The organism is Brevibacillus sp. FW301-21C12A (genome assembly GCF_058788915.1).
Map to the genome: position 1 here is coordinate 32,360 of NZ_JBYTBG010000023.1, position 15,891 is coordinate 48,250.

A 15,891-nucleotide genomic window follows, 5' to 3' on the forward strand; every position below is an offset into this window, starting at 1 on the left:
GTTTATCATTCTCCTACGTGGCATGCGCCTTACTTCATCTGATTTTTTGCCTCTGCCCACAAATCGGCAATCCCGTCAGCTCGCGGGACGGCCACTACCAGACGTTTTACTTCCTCCAGCAGTTGCGCGACCGCATCGTGGGCAAATTGACTGCTGTCGTATTCCGCCCGGAGCGTGAAGCGGTCCTCGGACGGGTTGACAAACAGGCGCAGCGGAAGGTGAAGCTGCCCGCTGCTCTTTGCCTGAAACGGCTTTTGCTCGCCAGCTTGCGTCTGGAACGGAAAGTGCGTATAAACCAGGCTGCGCGTATTGATAACGGTTTGCAAAAAATCGAGCGGAATTTGCGACCACTGCGCCATTTGCTGCAACGTAATATGCTCGTAGCGGCGAATGCGCACGATTTTTTTCTGCAAGGCGACAAACCACTCTTTGACCTGGTCCGCGTCGTTGTAGGTCAGCCGGACGGGCAAGCTGTTGGTAAACAGTCCGACCATTTTGTCCATTTGCCCGATTTCCGGGACGCGTCCCGATGTCATCAGCCCGATCAGGACGTCGCGCTGTTCGAGCAGTCGCGCCTGCGCCAAGCCCCACGCGCCCAAGACTACCGTATTTAGCGTTATTTGGTTCTTTCTGGAAAATTCTCTTACAGTATAGACCTCGTCTTGTGCCAGAGCAACACTTTTCACGGCGCTTACATAGCCGCTGCGCTGGCTCGGTGTCGTCGGCACAAGCTGTTCGCGATAGCGGAACGGCCCCAGCTCCCCTGTCCAAAATTGCCGCGCTTCCTGGTCGTCCTGCCTTTTTTGCCACTTGACATAATCGAGGAAAGGCGTCGCGGGCGTCTGCGGCTCGCGGATGAGCGCTTCGCCGAGCTGATAGTTCGCCCACACTTCCTGCAAAATGAGATTCATGCTCCAGCCGTCAAACAAGGAATGTTGATACGTCCAGACAAACTGGTAGCTTGCCTTGTCGTATTGGATGAGCTGAAACCGCATTTGCGGAACTTCGTCCACCTTGAAGCTCTTTTGCCGTTCCTGCGCGATCCATTCGGCCAAAGCTTGCTTTTGCTCGTCCGCAGACAGCTTCGTCCAGTCCAGCACGTCGATGGCAACGTCGACATGCCTTTTCACGAATTGAACCGGATGCGATATTTTTCTCCAGATGAATCCAGTCCGCAGCACGGAATGGCGGTCGATAACCCGCTGCCAGGCCAGTCGGAAATGGTCAAGCCTCAGTTCCTCTGCAATCGGGAACGCGAGCAGGCTGACCGTGCCTTGCCGCGCGTGCAAAATGTTGTGGTTCAGGACCAGTAACTGCATGAAGGTGAGCGGATAGACGCTTTCGACTTCCCGTGTATCCACTGTACGCAGTAAAATCTCCTGGTCGGCCTGGTCGACGTTGTAGAACAGCGTGCTTGGGGCGGATGGCTGGCTGGTGCTTTCCAGGCTGATCTGCCGCGCCTGTTGCTCCTGCGTCGGGTCATCTGCCGCCAATGCTCCTGTGGTTGATTGGCTGTCGCTTTCCCGCCCGACCTGCCGCGCCTGCTGCTCCTCCATCGTCGGGTGATCCCCCGCCAATGCTTCCGTGGACGGCTTGCTGTCGCTCCCCAGCCGAATCTGCCGCGCCAGCTCCTCCATCGTCGGGTAATCAAACAGCAGTTCGGAGGCAATCTCAATGTGATGTTCTTTCAGACGCGAAGCGAACTGGATGGCCGTCACGGAATCGCCGCCCAGGTCAAAAAAGTCGTCTGCCACACTGATCGGGCTTTTTCCGAGCAACTCCTCCAAAATTGTGCACAGCCACGAAGCCATGTCCTCCTGACGCTGATTGCGCGGCTGCTGCTCGGTGGCCGGAGCGGAAGCCGAAGCGCTGGCGAGCGGTGCGAGCTTTTCTCCGGGAGAATCAGCAGCAAAGCTCGCCAACAACTCTTCTACTTGCCGCATCTGGTGCGCTTGTAACGTGTAGCTGGCCTGGCCGTCCTGGATGAACTCGCCGCCCTGTCTTATCAGGAGCGTAGAGGGAGGCAGACGCTTTTCATTGCCAAGCGTCTCCGCAGGCGCAGCGAACGCCCGCTCAATCCAGTAATACTTCCGTTCAAAAGCGTAGGTCGGCAGCGGGAGGCGGCTCGGGTGCGCTGGCGCATGGACGTTTTTCCAGCGGATGTTCGCCTTGTACAGCCACAGTCGCCCTAACGAAGCGAGCATCGTCTTGCAGGCCGATTCGTTTTCTCCGGGGGCGGGCAAGGACGGCAGCAATGGCGCGGAACGGAACCGTTCGCTTGCTGCCAGCCGTTCAAGCTGCGTTTTCCCTGGGCCGACTTCGAGAAATACCGGCTTTTGCACATGGGCGAGCACAGGCAAGCTAGCCACATCCACCCCTTGACCGGAAAAGCTGACCAGCTCCCGCCAATAGTCCATGGAGCTGGCCTGCTCCTCGGTGATCCACGTGCCGCTTCTGTTCGACAAAAACGGAATGCCCGGTTTGCCAAGCGCGATGGCATAAGCACAGTCCCCACGGAAACAGAGCAGCTTCAAAGCGTCTTCCCAAGCCAAAACGCCTGCGAGACACGCGCTGACGTATTCTCCGAGCCAATCTCCTGCCAGCGCTTTTGGTGTCACTCCCCAGTGACGCCATAGCTGCGCCAGCGAGTATTCCAGGATGAATTGGGCGATTGGGCCATGGGGCGAATCGTTTTCCAGCCATGTTTTGGCATCCAGCCGCAGCACCCGCTCCACGAACCGGAAGCATTGGTCCATCTGCTCGCGGAAGAAAGGGAACTGCCGATACAAGTCGCGGGCCGTGCTTCCACACGCGATTCCCGCCGGGGAAAAGACAAAGACGACCGCTTTCTCTTCCGCGCTTTCCTCCGTTTCGCTGCAAACAAGCCGCAGCGCATCCGGATGGGCAACCGCCTCTTCCGTGTGGCACAGGACGATCCCGCGAAAATCGAAATGCTCCCGGCCCGTTTGCAGCGTGTAGGCGACTTGCGACAAGCTTGCCTCGGGATTCTCGCGGAGATAAGCCAGCACATTTTCATAGTTTCGCTGTCTCGCCGCACTGGTTTTCCCCGAAATCGCCAGCAGATTCCACTCGCTCGCCGCTTCTAGGGCGGGCGTCTTTGGAGCCGTTTCGACAATGACGTGCGCATTGGTCCCGCCGATGCCAAAAGAGCTGACGCCTGCCACTCTTTTTCCCGACTCCGCCTGCCACCTTACCGGGGTGTTATTCAAGCGGAACGGGCTGTTTTCCAATTCGAGCTCCGGATTCGGCTTTTGCAGGTGCAAGAGCGGCGGAATCGTTTCGTGGTGGATGGCGAGAACGGTCTTCATCAGGCCCGCGATGCCGGAAGCGGTGTTCAAATGCCCCACATTCGCCTTGACCGAGCCGATGTAACACGGATCGGCCGGATCGCGCTCCTTGAACACTTCCTTGAGGGCGGCAATCTCTACCCGGTCCCCCAGCTTCGTCCCCGTGCCGTGCGCTTCCACATACCCGATCTCGTGCGGAGTCACTCCGGCCACTTCCATCGCTTCGGAAATGACTTGAATCTGGCCCTCGAATCCAGGCGCGGTGTATCCGACTTTGCCTGCGCCGTCGTTGTTGATGGCCGAACCGCTAATGACCGCGTAGATATGATCCTTGTCTTGCAGCGCCTCGTCCAGCCTTTTGAGCACAACGACGCCCACGCCGTCGCCGAAGACGGTCCCTTCCGCTTTTTCATCGAAGCAGCGGCAATGTCCGTCCGGCGATTCGATGCCCCCCTGCTTGTACAAATAGCCGTGCTTGTCGAGAAACTGGACGGACACGCCTCCTGCCAGAGCCATGTCGCACTCCCCGTTCAGCAGGCTCTGGCACGCCAGATGCACGCTCACCAGCGAGGAGGAGCAAGCCGTCTGAACGGAAAAGCTCGGGCCAGTCAAATTCAATTTGTAGGAAACCCGCGTCGTCAAAAAGTCTTTGTCGTTTCCGACCTCGATTTGGCGATGGTCCAAAATGCGCAACAAGTCGGGGCGACTGACCACATGCGTCACATATTTGTTCGCGCCGATTCCGGCGAACACGCCCACCGCACCCTCAAGCTGCGACACGCTTTGTCCGGCATCTTCGAGGGCATTCCAGGCAGCTTCCAGAAACAGCCGTTGCTGCGGATCAATAATCTCGGCTTCCCGCGGCGTATAGTGGAAAAAGGCTGCATCGAACCATTCGATCCCTGCCAGTTGACCGCAAGCGGGGACGTAGTCCGGCCGAGCGAGCAGAGCCGGGTCTACGCCCGACTCCAACAGCTCCTCTTTTGTGAAAAAGCGGATTCCTTCTACGCCGTCCACCAGGTTGTTCCAATACTTACGAATATTTTCGGCTTGCGGAAATTTTCCCGCCATGCCGATGATCGCGATTTTCTCGCTTGGCGCATGCGCATTTTCCATTCCGATTTTCCTTTCCCCCAAACGGCTCCCTAGCTTCGCATCGTTCTTCGTTTTTTGCGCAGCTCCGCTCTTTTTTGTCCCGTTTCCACGCTGGATCGGTTCACGGCCGTTCTTTTGATCTGTTCGGCTATCTTTTCGATCGTCGTATATTGGAAAAGCTCCACAATCGACAGCTCATGGAACAGCTCCGTCTGAATCATTTCCTGCAACTGCACGATCAGCAAGGAATTTCCGCCGATGTCAAAAAAGTTGTCGTGAATCCCGATGCTAGGCGCGCCAAGCAGCCTGCTCCATATTTCCGCGAGCTTTTGCTCGACGTCGTCCCGGGCTTCCGAAAACAGAGGCCCCGCGTCCAACTGCTGGCAATGTTGCTCCATTGCCTTCCAGTCCATCTTGCCGTTCGGAGTCAGCCAAAATCGCTCGACATGGAAAAATTGGGCGGGAACCATGTACTCCGGCAGTTTTTTCCGCGCGTACTCCTTCAATTGGCCCATCGGCAGCGGTCTGTCTGCTGTGTAGTAGCAAACGATTTTGCTTGTCTCCCCGTCTTTTACCGTCGTCACGGCGATCTGCTGAAGCGGCGCGGCATCCCGAAGCGCATGCTCGATCTCGCCAAGCTCGATGCGGTAGCCGCGCACTTTTACCAACTGGTCTTTTCTGCCGACAAATTCGATGTTGCCATCCGGCAAGTATCGGCCGAGATCGCCTGTCTTGTAGCAAAGCTGGCCGCTGGCTCGCCGGATGAACGCTTGTCTCGTCCGTTCCTCGTCCTGGAAGTAGCCGCTGGTCACATTTCGGCCTGCTACGTAGATTTCACCGATCACGCCCGGCGGACAAACGTTGCCGTCCGGAGCCAAAATGATGATTTGATTATTGGCAATCGGCTTGCCGATGAGTACAGCTCCATAAGGGGCGTCTGCGTCTGGCTCCACCTTGTAGCTGGACACCCAGATCGTCGTCTCGGTCGGTCCGTACATGTTGCGAATGTCGGCAAACGGCAGCATCTGCCGCACCTGTTTCGCCAGGGCGAAGCTCCACGCTTCCCCGCCCAGCAGCACATGCCTGAGCGCTGGCAGCACGGGAGAATGACCGTACCGCTCCTTGTTGGCTTTCCAAAACGTAGTGAGCTGTACCATCAAGCTCGGGACGGAATGCCAAACCGAAACTTGCTGCGTCTCCATGTACGCGAGCAATCCGTCCATATCCCGGAGCCGCTCTTGCGTCACGATGCAAAGCTGCCCTCCGCATAGCAGCGCGGCGAAGATTTCAAAGACCGAGATGTCAAAGCTGATGGACGTGACGAGCATGAATACATCGTCTGATCGCAACTGGAAGTCAGCGATGCTCCACGCCACAAAATTGTGGACGTTGGCATGGGTAACCGGCACGCCTTTTGGCTTGCCTGTCGAGCCGGAGGTGTACATGATATACATCCAGTCAGCGCCGCTGCTTTCCGTCGGCGGATTGGCAGTTGTCTCGAAAGCGGCCTCCGTCGCGGCTGCTTCCTGGAACACGCTCAGATTGACGATGTCGACCTGCTGCTGTTGTCCGATCCGCCCGGCTTTTTCGAGCAGGCGATTTTCGGTCAAAAGCAGTCTGGCTCCGCTGTGAGCGAGAATGTAGGCGATTCGCTCCTCGGGATAGCCCGGATCGAGCGGCACATAGACACCACCGGCTTTCAAAATAGCGAGGATGCCGACGACGGACTGCAAACCTCTGTCGACGAAAATGCCGACGGGCACGCGTTTGCCGACGCCCTTGCGGATGAGCAGCCAGGCGAGCTGATTGGCCTGTTCGTTTAACGTCTGATACGTCATCTGCTGCTCTTCGCAGACCAGCGCGATCGCATGCGGCGTTTTTTGCGCCTGGGCTTCAAATTGCTGGTGGAGCGGCAGCGGCTCGGGCCAGTCCAGGTGCGCCCCTTGAAAACGGTGCAGCAGTTCGTCCGCCTCGGGGCCAGTCAGCAAAGCCACTTCTTTGATCGGCATTTCCGGACGCTCCGTCACTTGCGCGAGAATGTGCAGGAAAAAGCGGGCAAACTGCCGGATCGTGCTGTCCGCAAACAAGTCCGAGTTGTACTCAAAGGAAATCTCGATCCGCTGATCGCCTTCCTTCGCGAGACAGCTCAGCTCAAACTGGCTGATCCCGTCGTTTTCCAGATGCAGCTTGTCAAAAAACTGGAACAGCACATTGTAAACGGGATTTCGCGCCAAATCACGCTCGGGATTGAGCTTTTCCACCAGCAGGTCAAACGGGTATTGCGCTTTGTCGATCGCCGCCCACACTTTTTGCTGGACAGCATGCTGCAACTGGGCAAACGTCGCGACGTCCTGAAAAGAAAGGCGAATGCACAAAGTGTTGATGAATATCCCCACTACTTCTTCCCATTTCTTTTGGTTTCTTCCAGCCGTAGGTACACCGACGATCAGCTCGTCGTCCTGCGACAGCTTGTGCAGCAGCAGGAAGTAGGCGCTCAGCAAAACGTTGCTGTACGTAATCTGCTGCTGCTCGACGTGGCGCTTGAGCGTTTCATAAAGCGCTCCGCTGATTTCGAACTTGTGGTAGCTACCGTTGTACGTCTGGACGGGCGGCCGTTTTTTGTCAGTCGGCAGCGACAGCGTAGGCAACGGCTTGGCAAGCTCGGAAAGCCAGTAGCTTTCGTGCTTGGCGAACTCTTCGCTCGTTTCCCATTCTTTTTGGGCAGCAATCCAATCAAAGTAATCGGGCTTCGCCTCGGTCAGCCTTGGGGGCTGCTCTTGCAAAAGCGACTGGTAAATGCCAAACAGCTCGCGGTAAAAAATGTCGATGCTCCAGCCATCCGTAATCACATGGTGAAAATTGACGTACAGGCAAAAGCGCTCCTTGGCAAGCTGGTACAAATAGATGCGGTACGGAGGCGATTCCAGATCAAACGGCTGCATTTTCTGCTCATGAATGCTTTTTTCCACAAAAAGCGCCTGGTCTGGCTGCTTCGTTGCGTCGATCACCTGGATCGCCGGACGGTACTTCGGCAGCGCTTCTTGCACAGGACTTCCGTCTTGCAGAGTGAACCTCGTGCGCAGCATCACGTGTCTGTCTGCGAGATAGGCGACGGCCTGCTCCAACAGCGCGACGTCAATGGCCATGTCATTCGTGCGAATAAACGGCAAGTTGTAGGCGACCAGCTCGGGGGTCATCTTTTGCAAAAACCATATGCGCCGCTGTGCGTGCGACAGCGGCATGATCCGCTGGTCTGGCGCTGCTTCTCTTTGCTGCGGAACGTCTTCCCCGCTTCGCTCCCGTTGTTTTTGCGAGACAAACTCGGCCAAGTCCGGGATGGACAAATGCGTAAACACATCCTGCACCGACAGGGTGACCTGGCATTGCGCGTTAATCCGGTTGGCGATCTTGATGCCCATGATCGAGGTTCCGCCCAGCTCATAAAAATGATCGTGTATATCAATCGTTGGCAGCCGGAAGACGTTTCCCCAAATTTGCGCAAGCTGCCGTTCAAGCTCGGTATAGCCGCCATCCGCCCGGCCCGTCAGCTCTACCTGAATCTCGACCTCCGGCAGCCTGATTTTCGCCCGAATCCCCGCGGCAAGCGCGATTGGCAGGCTGCTGTTCCAGAACAAGTCATTGTCCGTGTTGATTTCCCCGATGACGACGTTGGACAAGTTTTTACGGAGAACATGCTCGAACGCTTTGACCGCCCGGCGAGGCGAGAGGGAGCGAAAAGCAGCATCGAGGCTCGCCCCTGCCTTTTTCGCCATGCCCGTATTCATCCACGTCGCCCAGTTGATCGCGACGATTCGCGTGGGCGCGCTTGCGACGCCGGAAAAAGCATCCAGGTAGCAATTGGCGGCGACGTAATCGCCCAAGTAAATCCCGCCGACCACTGCCGCGATGGAAGAAAACAGCACGAGAAACTCAGGCGGGTTTTCCCGCGTCAGCGCGTGCAGATGCTGCGTCCCTCTGATTTTGGCAGCGAGCGCGGCCGAAAAATCGGCTTCGTCCTTGTCGACGAGCAGACCGCTGCCCGGCAAGCCTGCTGCGTGGATGATGCCGTCGATTTTTCCGTGGACGCGGTAGATGTCGCGGATAGCCGCGGCGATCTCATCCCGGTTGGCTACGTCGGCGCTGTATGTAAACACCCGGGAGCCGTTGCTCTCCAAGCTTTGCAGATGGTGAAGCAGCCTACCCTGCTTATCGTGCTTGTGCTGGCTGAACTCGTCCCACAGGGCACGCTCGGGCAATGCGCTGCGACTGATGAGAACGAGTTTCACCCGGTGGTGCTGGGCGATATGCTTCGCAAGCGCAAGGCCAATGCCGCCCGTACCGCCTGTAATGACGTACACCCCTTGCTCCTTGAAGCGCAGGCCGCTGTCGTCGACTGCGGACAAATCCAATGGCGCCAGCTCAGGATAGTATCTTTGTCCAGAACGATACGCGATCTGGTAATGTCCGCTACTGCCCAACGCTTCCGCCGCGATGTCGCTGACAGGTGTGGCATCATCAAAGTCGATGCACTTGCAAGGAAGAGCGCTGTACTCCTCGCGAATGACTTTTCCCAATCCGAACAAGGCCGCGAACTCCGGCTGGACGGTGTGATCGTCCGGCAGAACCCGCTGGGCGTTTTTCCCGACCAAGACGATTTCGCTGGGGGCAGGACGATTTTTCGCCAATGCTTTCGTCAAGAAAAACAGCGCGTGCAAAAGCTGCTCGGCATCGTCGCTGGCCGGTCCGGGCGCCTTTGCGACCGCGAATACGACTTTGCTAAAAGCAGCCTCGCTTGTATCGCGAATGAGCCGCTCAAAATCGGCTTGCGAGCAAGTAAGCCCATACTCGGTGGCACTTTCTTGGCGATAGGCAGTCGTCAGCCGGGCATGCACGACGCGCTCGCTGTGCGTCGCGATGGCGTCGGCCAGCTCGTAGCCCCAATCGGTAGAGTCGGTGATGACCAGCACCTTCGCTCGTTTCTGTGCTTGTGTGGACAAAGGCTCGGCAGGGACCCACTGGATGCGCTCATAGAGAGCCTGCTCGGCTGCGGGTAGTGCGGCTGGCGCTTCGCTCGCATGCCCGCTTGTTCCCGATGCGCTTGGCAAAGGGCCTTGCGCTTTTTTGTCCGCCGTCGGCCAGATTTTGATTTTTTCAAAGGGATACACGGGCAAATTCAGCTTTTGCCGCGGTTGGCGGTACACCGTCTCCCACGGGATCGACATTCCCGCGACGTATTGCTCCGCCAGCTTTTCCAGCGACGCTTTCGTCAGCCAGCCGTCACAATCAGTCTCGGCATGCTCGCCCAAGCCAGCAAAAGAGCTGGCGGGAGTGCCGCCCTCACGGCTGGATTCGGCACCCCCATAGAGGTAAATTCCTTTGTCTTTCGCCTCTTCTGCTCCGGACAAATCGGCTACGCGCAATTGCTGCCGCAACTCTTCTATCGACTGGAATACGAACGCGACCCGGTTTTCGTATTGTCCTCGGCCCGTGTTTGCCGTATAACACAAGTCCGCCAGATTTATGGATGAGTGAGTTTGCAAATAGGAATGGTAGGCTTTTAGCAACTCCGCCAAGGACGACTTGCTTTTGGCGGAGAGCGTCAAAAGATGCACCGGCGGCAACGGCTCCGCTTCTGTTTCCGTTTCCGGGCGGTCGCTTTCCGGCGCCTCTTCCACGACGACATGGCAATTGGTGCCGCTGAAGCCAAAGGAATTGACCCCTGCGCGCAGCGGGGTGCCCCCTCTTTTCCAGTCTCTTAGCTCGGTCACGATTTCGACCGCAGCGTTGCGCGGATCGAGAAAAGGGTTCGGAGACTGGTAGTGCAGCGTAGCGGGAATTTTTTTGTGCCGGAGGGCGAGCACGACTTTGATGAGCGACGCCAGACCAGATGCGGCAACCGTATGGCCGATATTCGTCTTGACCGAGCCGATCCCGCACACATGGGGCCGGGACGCAGATTTTTGAAAGGCGTCGTTGATCGCCTGCAATTCGATCGAATCGCCCAACAGCGTCCCTGTGCCGTGCGCTTCGATGTACGAGATGGACAGCGGATCGATTTTGGCTTTTTCCCACGTGCGCAAAAACAATTGCGTCTCGGCATCCGGATTGGGGGCGGTCAAGCCGTTGGAAGCGCCGTCGGCATTGACGCCGCTTCCTTTAATAACCGCGTAGATCGGGTCGCGATCCTCGCGCGCCTTCGCCAACGGCTTGAGCATCACGGCTGTGATTCCTTCGCTCCAGATCGTTCCGTCCGCCTGTTTGTCAAACGCCTTCACTCTGCCGTCCGACGTCTCCAGATCGTGCAGCTTCCCGGTCACCTGCGGAATGACCATCAGATTCACGCCGCCGACCAGCGCTGCTTCACATTCGTTGTTCGCCAGGGCCGTGCACGCCTGATGCAAGGCGACAAGCCCCGATGAGCACGCCGTATTGAGCACGAAAGCAGGCCCGCGCAAGTCCAGAAAATACGAAATCCGGTTGGACAACAGCCCCACGAGCGAGCCGACCAGCGAAGAAATATCTTCGTTTTGCAAGAGCGAGCGATAATGGGACTGGTAAGCCGTCTCCAGTCCCACAAACACGCCCGTGTTGGAATGCTTCAGCCTCGCTCCCCCGTATCCGGCGTCCTCCAGCGCGTGGTAGGCCGTCTCCAGAAACAGGCGCTGATACGGCTCCATCGCCAGCGCTTCGTTTTGTCCGATCTGGAAAAAAGAGTGATCGAAGCAGCAAATCTGATCGAGGTAGCCAGCCTGGTGATGGGCGCTCTCCAGCATCTCTTCCAGCTCTGGCAGGAAGCCGGACAAATCGCGCAACCGCTCTTCCGGAAAGTAGCCGATGCTGTTTACTCCCTGGACCAGATTGTCCCAAAACTGCTGGGGGCTGCTCGCTCCGGGGAAGCGGCAGGCCATGCCGATGACAGCAATGTCCTGACGGCTCTTGCGCTCTGGATGGCGATTCAGCTTTTCCAAAATGGAAACCGCCATTTCCTGGCTGAGATGTCCCGCTTTCAGCAGTTGCAGGATGCTGTCATTCATCTCTTTTCGGCTACTCATCTTCTTCTCCCCACTCTTTCTGGTCTAGGTAGTCCAATATGTTTTCCATCGAAACATTGCCCTTGAGAAAATCGCTCAGTTTGTCCTGCAAGGGGACCGTCTCGCTCTGTCCGGCCTTGCGGGGCGTCTCGTGGGCACTCGGCTTGTTTTCCAGATATTCCGCCATTTTCGCAATCGAAGGATAGGCGAACAGCGTGGCGATGTTGATCCGCCCCGGGTAGAGCTGCTCGATTTCTTTGACGAGACTGGTCGCGAGAATGGAGTTTCCGCCTGCCTCCTGAAAAGACTGGTACACATTCGCTTCCGGGATCCCCAATACTTTTTGCCAAACGGCGGCCAGGCGCGTTTCCACCGCGCTGTACGTGTGGTCGGTCCTGCCTGTGAGCATCGGCGCAAGCGGTGTGGCGTCCGCTGTCTCCGGCTCCCAAGCAACAGGACGCGCGAACATGCTCCTGATTTCCGGCGAGATGGCAAAAGGCAACGGATAGCGGTGGGTCTGAAAATGCGCCTCGTTCAGTTCGCCGACGATGACGCGCGCGAGCTTTCGTCTCAGCACCGCATCCAAAATGCCGATCGCCTTGTCCGGATGCATGCCGCAAAACGGCGAAGCCTCTTTCTGGATGCGGTATCGCGCCGCCATGCCTGTGTCGTTCCAGGCAGGCCAGTTGATCGTCACGCTCTGTCGGCCTTTGGCTTGCCTGTAGTCGCTAAACGCGTCCAAATAGGCGTTGGCCGCCGTGTAATCCGCCTGTCCGAGCCCGCCGAGCAAGCTGGTTACCGAGGAAAACAGGACAAAAAAGTCGAGGCGGTCCTGCTCGGTGTAACGGTCCAACAGCCAGGTGCCGACGACCTTTGGAGCGAGCACTTGCGCGATTTTGGCTCGTCCTTTGTTGATGAGCAGACCTTCGCCTGCCACACCCGCGCAATGGAAAACACCATGGATCGCACCGTATTGCTGGCGGATCGTCTGCAACACATCGGCCAGCCTGCGCTCATCGGCCACATCCACCGTATGCACTTCTACGCTGGACCCGCTGTCCTCGATGCTGCGGATTTGCCCGATTTGGCCCGCCAGTGCGGAATGGGGCTGCTCCCGGACAATTTCGGCCCATTGCTCGCGCGCAGGAAAGGCGCTTCTGGCGAGCAGGCACAGGTGCACGGGCTGCTTTTTGCCGAGATAATGAGCAACTTTCAGCCCGATATCGCCAAGCCCGCCCGTAACCAGGTAGACGCCGTTTTCCCGGATGGAGACGGCCTGCGGCTCTGCCGCTTGCAGCGTCTGCGCTTCCAGCCGTTCGACATATCGGACATTTTCCCGATACGCCACCTGGAAGTCTTCCTCTCCCGCTTCCCACTCAGCCCAGAGCGTAGACGGCGCAGTAGCGCTGTCCAGATCAATGCAGCGGCATTTCAACTGCGGGTACTCCTGCGCGACCACTTTTGCCAGGCCGAACAAAACGGCGTGCTGCGGGTTCAAGGCGGCTTCTCGCCTGGTCACCGAAAACGCCTGGTCGCCCAAAAGATACAGGTTGATCTCCTGGTGATACGACTGGTTCAACAGCTCGCACACAAGCTGGCAGAAGCTGTAGACGCTCCGGTTTTCCCACTCGTGAAAGTCGTCCGCACATGCGAGCTTCTCCTCCGTCATGCCCATGCAGTGGACGATGTGGCGAATGTCCCGGTGCGCCAGCTCTTGCAGCAAGCGCGGAAAATCGTCCGCCGAGCCGATCTTGTATTGACGATCGCCGCCTTTTTCAAAAGCAGCGCCGAAAGCAACTTCGATGACATCCGCTTCCCGCGCTTGTAGCTCCACGAGCAACTCATGACTCCTGTAGCCCGTTCCGCTCAAAAACAGCCACGTGCCCGGTTTCGCGCCAGCTTGCCGCAACGGTGCTGTCGCTTTGTCGTCGCGCACCCAATGCAGGCGATAGCATGTGTCTGTTGTTTGCGCCGGGCCTTCGGAGTTTTGCGGCCCGGTCCCGATCCAGTGACGGACCGATTCGTACGGATAGGCTGGCAATGCGATGATGTGGTGCTGCTCTTTTGCATACAGGCGCTGCCACTCGATATCGGCCCCGTCCGTGTACATGGCGGCGATGGTTTGCAGGCTGTCCAGCGCAAACGCGGTTCCGTTTTCCTTGTATTGCCGGATCGTTCTTTCCGCGAGCGCCGTCCGCTTGACTTTTTCTTCCTCCATGATCCCGTTTTCAGACGGATCGTTTTCGTCCACGATGACGCGGCTCGCCTTGTAGAAAATCCCGCGCTCGGCAGCCTCCTGCGTATTTTCCAGCCCTGTCGCGTCCGCGTATTTGCATTTTTCCCGCAACTCGGCCTGATCGCGGAACAGGATCGCTACGCGGTGCTCGTAATGGCCGCGAGTCGCATTGGCCGTATAGCACAAATCGGGCACATCGACCGCCGGCGTCTCGTTGAGGTATCGGGCGTAGCGGCTGAGTAGCGCGCGCAAGGAGCTTTTCGTCTTCGCCGACAACGCGAGAAGCTGCCAGCCCGGACTGCTCTCGCGCTTCGCCGGAGTGGACGCAGGCGGTTCTTCCAGCAGCACATGGCAATTCGTCCCGCTGAATCCGAACGAGCTGATGCCGCATCGGCGCGGCGTCTCGGCTGCACGCCATTTCTGCAGCTTGTCGTTGACATAGACCGGAGAATCGGCAAATTCGATGAACGGATTCGGCTGCCGGAAGTTGGCGACCGGGGGCAATTGCCCGTGCTTGAAGGCCAAAATCATTTTGATGACCGAAGCCATCCCCGACGCTCCGACCAGGTGGCCGATGTTCGCTTTTACCGTACCGACCCCGCAAAATTGCTTTTTATCGGTAAATCTGCGAAAAGCATTGGCGATGCCCTTCAGCTCGATCGGATCGCCCAATCTCGTTCCGGTGGCGTGCGCCTCGAGATACGTTATTGTTTCGGGATCAATCTTGGCTGCCTGCCACGCCTCGACCAGCGCTTTTTCCTGCGCTTCCGCATTCGGTGCGGTAATTCCGTTCGACGCTCCGTTGTTATTCATCGCCGAGCCTTTGACCACAGCGTGAATGGCGTGGTTGTCGCGCACCGCCTGATCGAGCCGCTTCAGCACAATCGTGCCTACTCCCTCTCCCCACATCGTGCCGTTTGCCTGCGCATCGAACGGGCGAATCGTCTCGTCGGCGGAATCAATCAGCGAATTGTGCTGCGTCGGCAAATAGGCCAAAGACACGCCCGCTACAATCGCCACGTCAATTTGCCCCGCCTGCAAAGCCTGGGCGGCCAGACACAGTGCTGCGAGACTCGAGGAACACGCTGTGTCCACAACGAGGCAAGGGCCTTTCAGATTGAGGAAATAGGCGATCCGGCTCGCGAGTATGCCTGTCGAGCCAGAGGTGACCTTCAGCGGGTGCTGAATATCAATCATGTTGTTGTACTCGTTGCGCCCGGTCGTGTCTTTGCCGATGTACACGCCCGTTTTCGTCCCGAACAGGCTTTTCCCGCCAAGCCCGCTGGTTTCCAGGGCCTCGTACACGTTTTGCAAAAGCAGGCGCTGTTCCGGGTCCATCAGCCCTGCTTCCTTGGGCGCGATGTGGAAGAACGCGGAGTCAAAGCGGTCGATCTGTTCCAGGTAGCCGCCCTGGCAGTAGGTTTGGGTTGCGCTCAAAAAGCGGTCGGTATCCTTTCTTCGGGAGGCGGGAAACGGGCGGATCGCATTGACGCCTGCGGTCAGGTTGGTCCAAAACTGCTCGGCGTTTTCCGCCAGCGGAAATTGGCAGGCGTAGCCGATGATCGCGTACTCGTCCTTTTGTTCGGACGGCGCAGTCTCGCCTGCTGAAAAAGCGGTCCACTGTTCCAGCAGCCGCTTGGTTTCCTCCTGCGAGTATTTGCTCGTTTTGTACCCTTCGAGGATCGACTCGACGGTAAGCGCGGCAGGCTCTGGCACCTTTTTGCCGTCCAAGTAGTTCGCCATTTCAAAAATGGTCGGATACAGGTAAAGGTCTGCGACGTGAAGCGTGCCCGGGTACTTCTCGTTCCACTGCTTGTACAACTGGGCAGCGTGGATCGAATCGCCGCCCAACTGATGGAACGTGTCGAACAGGCTGATCGAGGACAGTCCGAGCACCTCTGCCCATACCTGTGCCAGCTCTTTTTGCGTCGCGGTAAATCCGTCCTGCTCCTTGAGCGTCACGGGTACAGGTGCGGCGGCTGCACGCCCCGGCTTTGCCGTCTGGCGGAACACGTCTTTCTTCACTTCATCTGCCAAGCGGAACGGCCAGATGTGCGCAAGCTCCAGCAGCTCGTTCGCCTGATTGAACTGGCCGACGATTGTCCGGAACATTTGGCGGCGGAGAATCGAGTCGAGCGCTTGCAGCGCCTGATGGGTAGGCAGAAAGCGGAAAACGTGCCGTTCCTCCTGCATCGAAAGCCGCTCGGCCGTCTCCTCCCAC

The 15,891-nt window shown here is 57.9% G+C and carries 3 protein-coding genes; all 3 read right to left on the reverse strand.

The features are described from left to right. Window positions 1–29 precede the first annotated feature (29 nt). From AC3WQH_RS15180 to AC3WQH_RS15190, 3 genes are read right to left on the reverse strand one after another with little or no spacing between them, the layout of a single operon-like run. On the reverse strand, window positions 30–4,424 hold the full coding sequence (locus tag AC3WQH_RS15180) for a beta-ketoacyl synthase N-terminal-like domain-containing protein (RefSeq protein ID WP_492332128.1): 4,395 nt from the start codon (window positions 4,422–4,424) through the stop codon (window positions 30–32). A gap of 29 nt (window positions 4,425–4,453) precedes the next feature. Then, window positions 4,454–11,455, reverse strand: a complete 7,002-nt coding sequence (locus tag AC3WQH_RS15185) for an amino acid adenylation domain-containing protein (protein WP_492332129.1) — start codon at window positions 11,453–11,455, stop codon at window positions 4,454–4,456. After that, complete coding sequence (locus AC3WQH_RS15190; protein ID WP_492332130.1) at window positions 11,448–15,863, reverse strand: SDR family oxidoreductase; 4,416 nt, start codon at window positions 15,861–15,863, stop codon at window positions 11,448–11,450. The genes AC3WQH_RS15185 and AC3WQH_RS15190 overlap by 8 nt, the downstream gene beginning before the upstream one ends. Window positions 15,864–15,891: the final 28 nt, after the last annotated feature.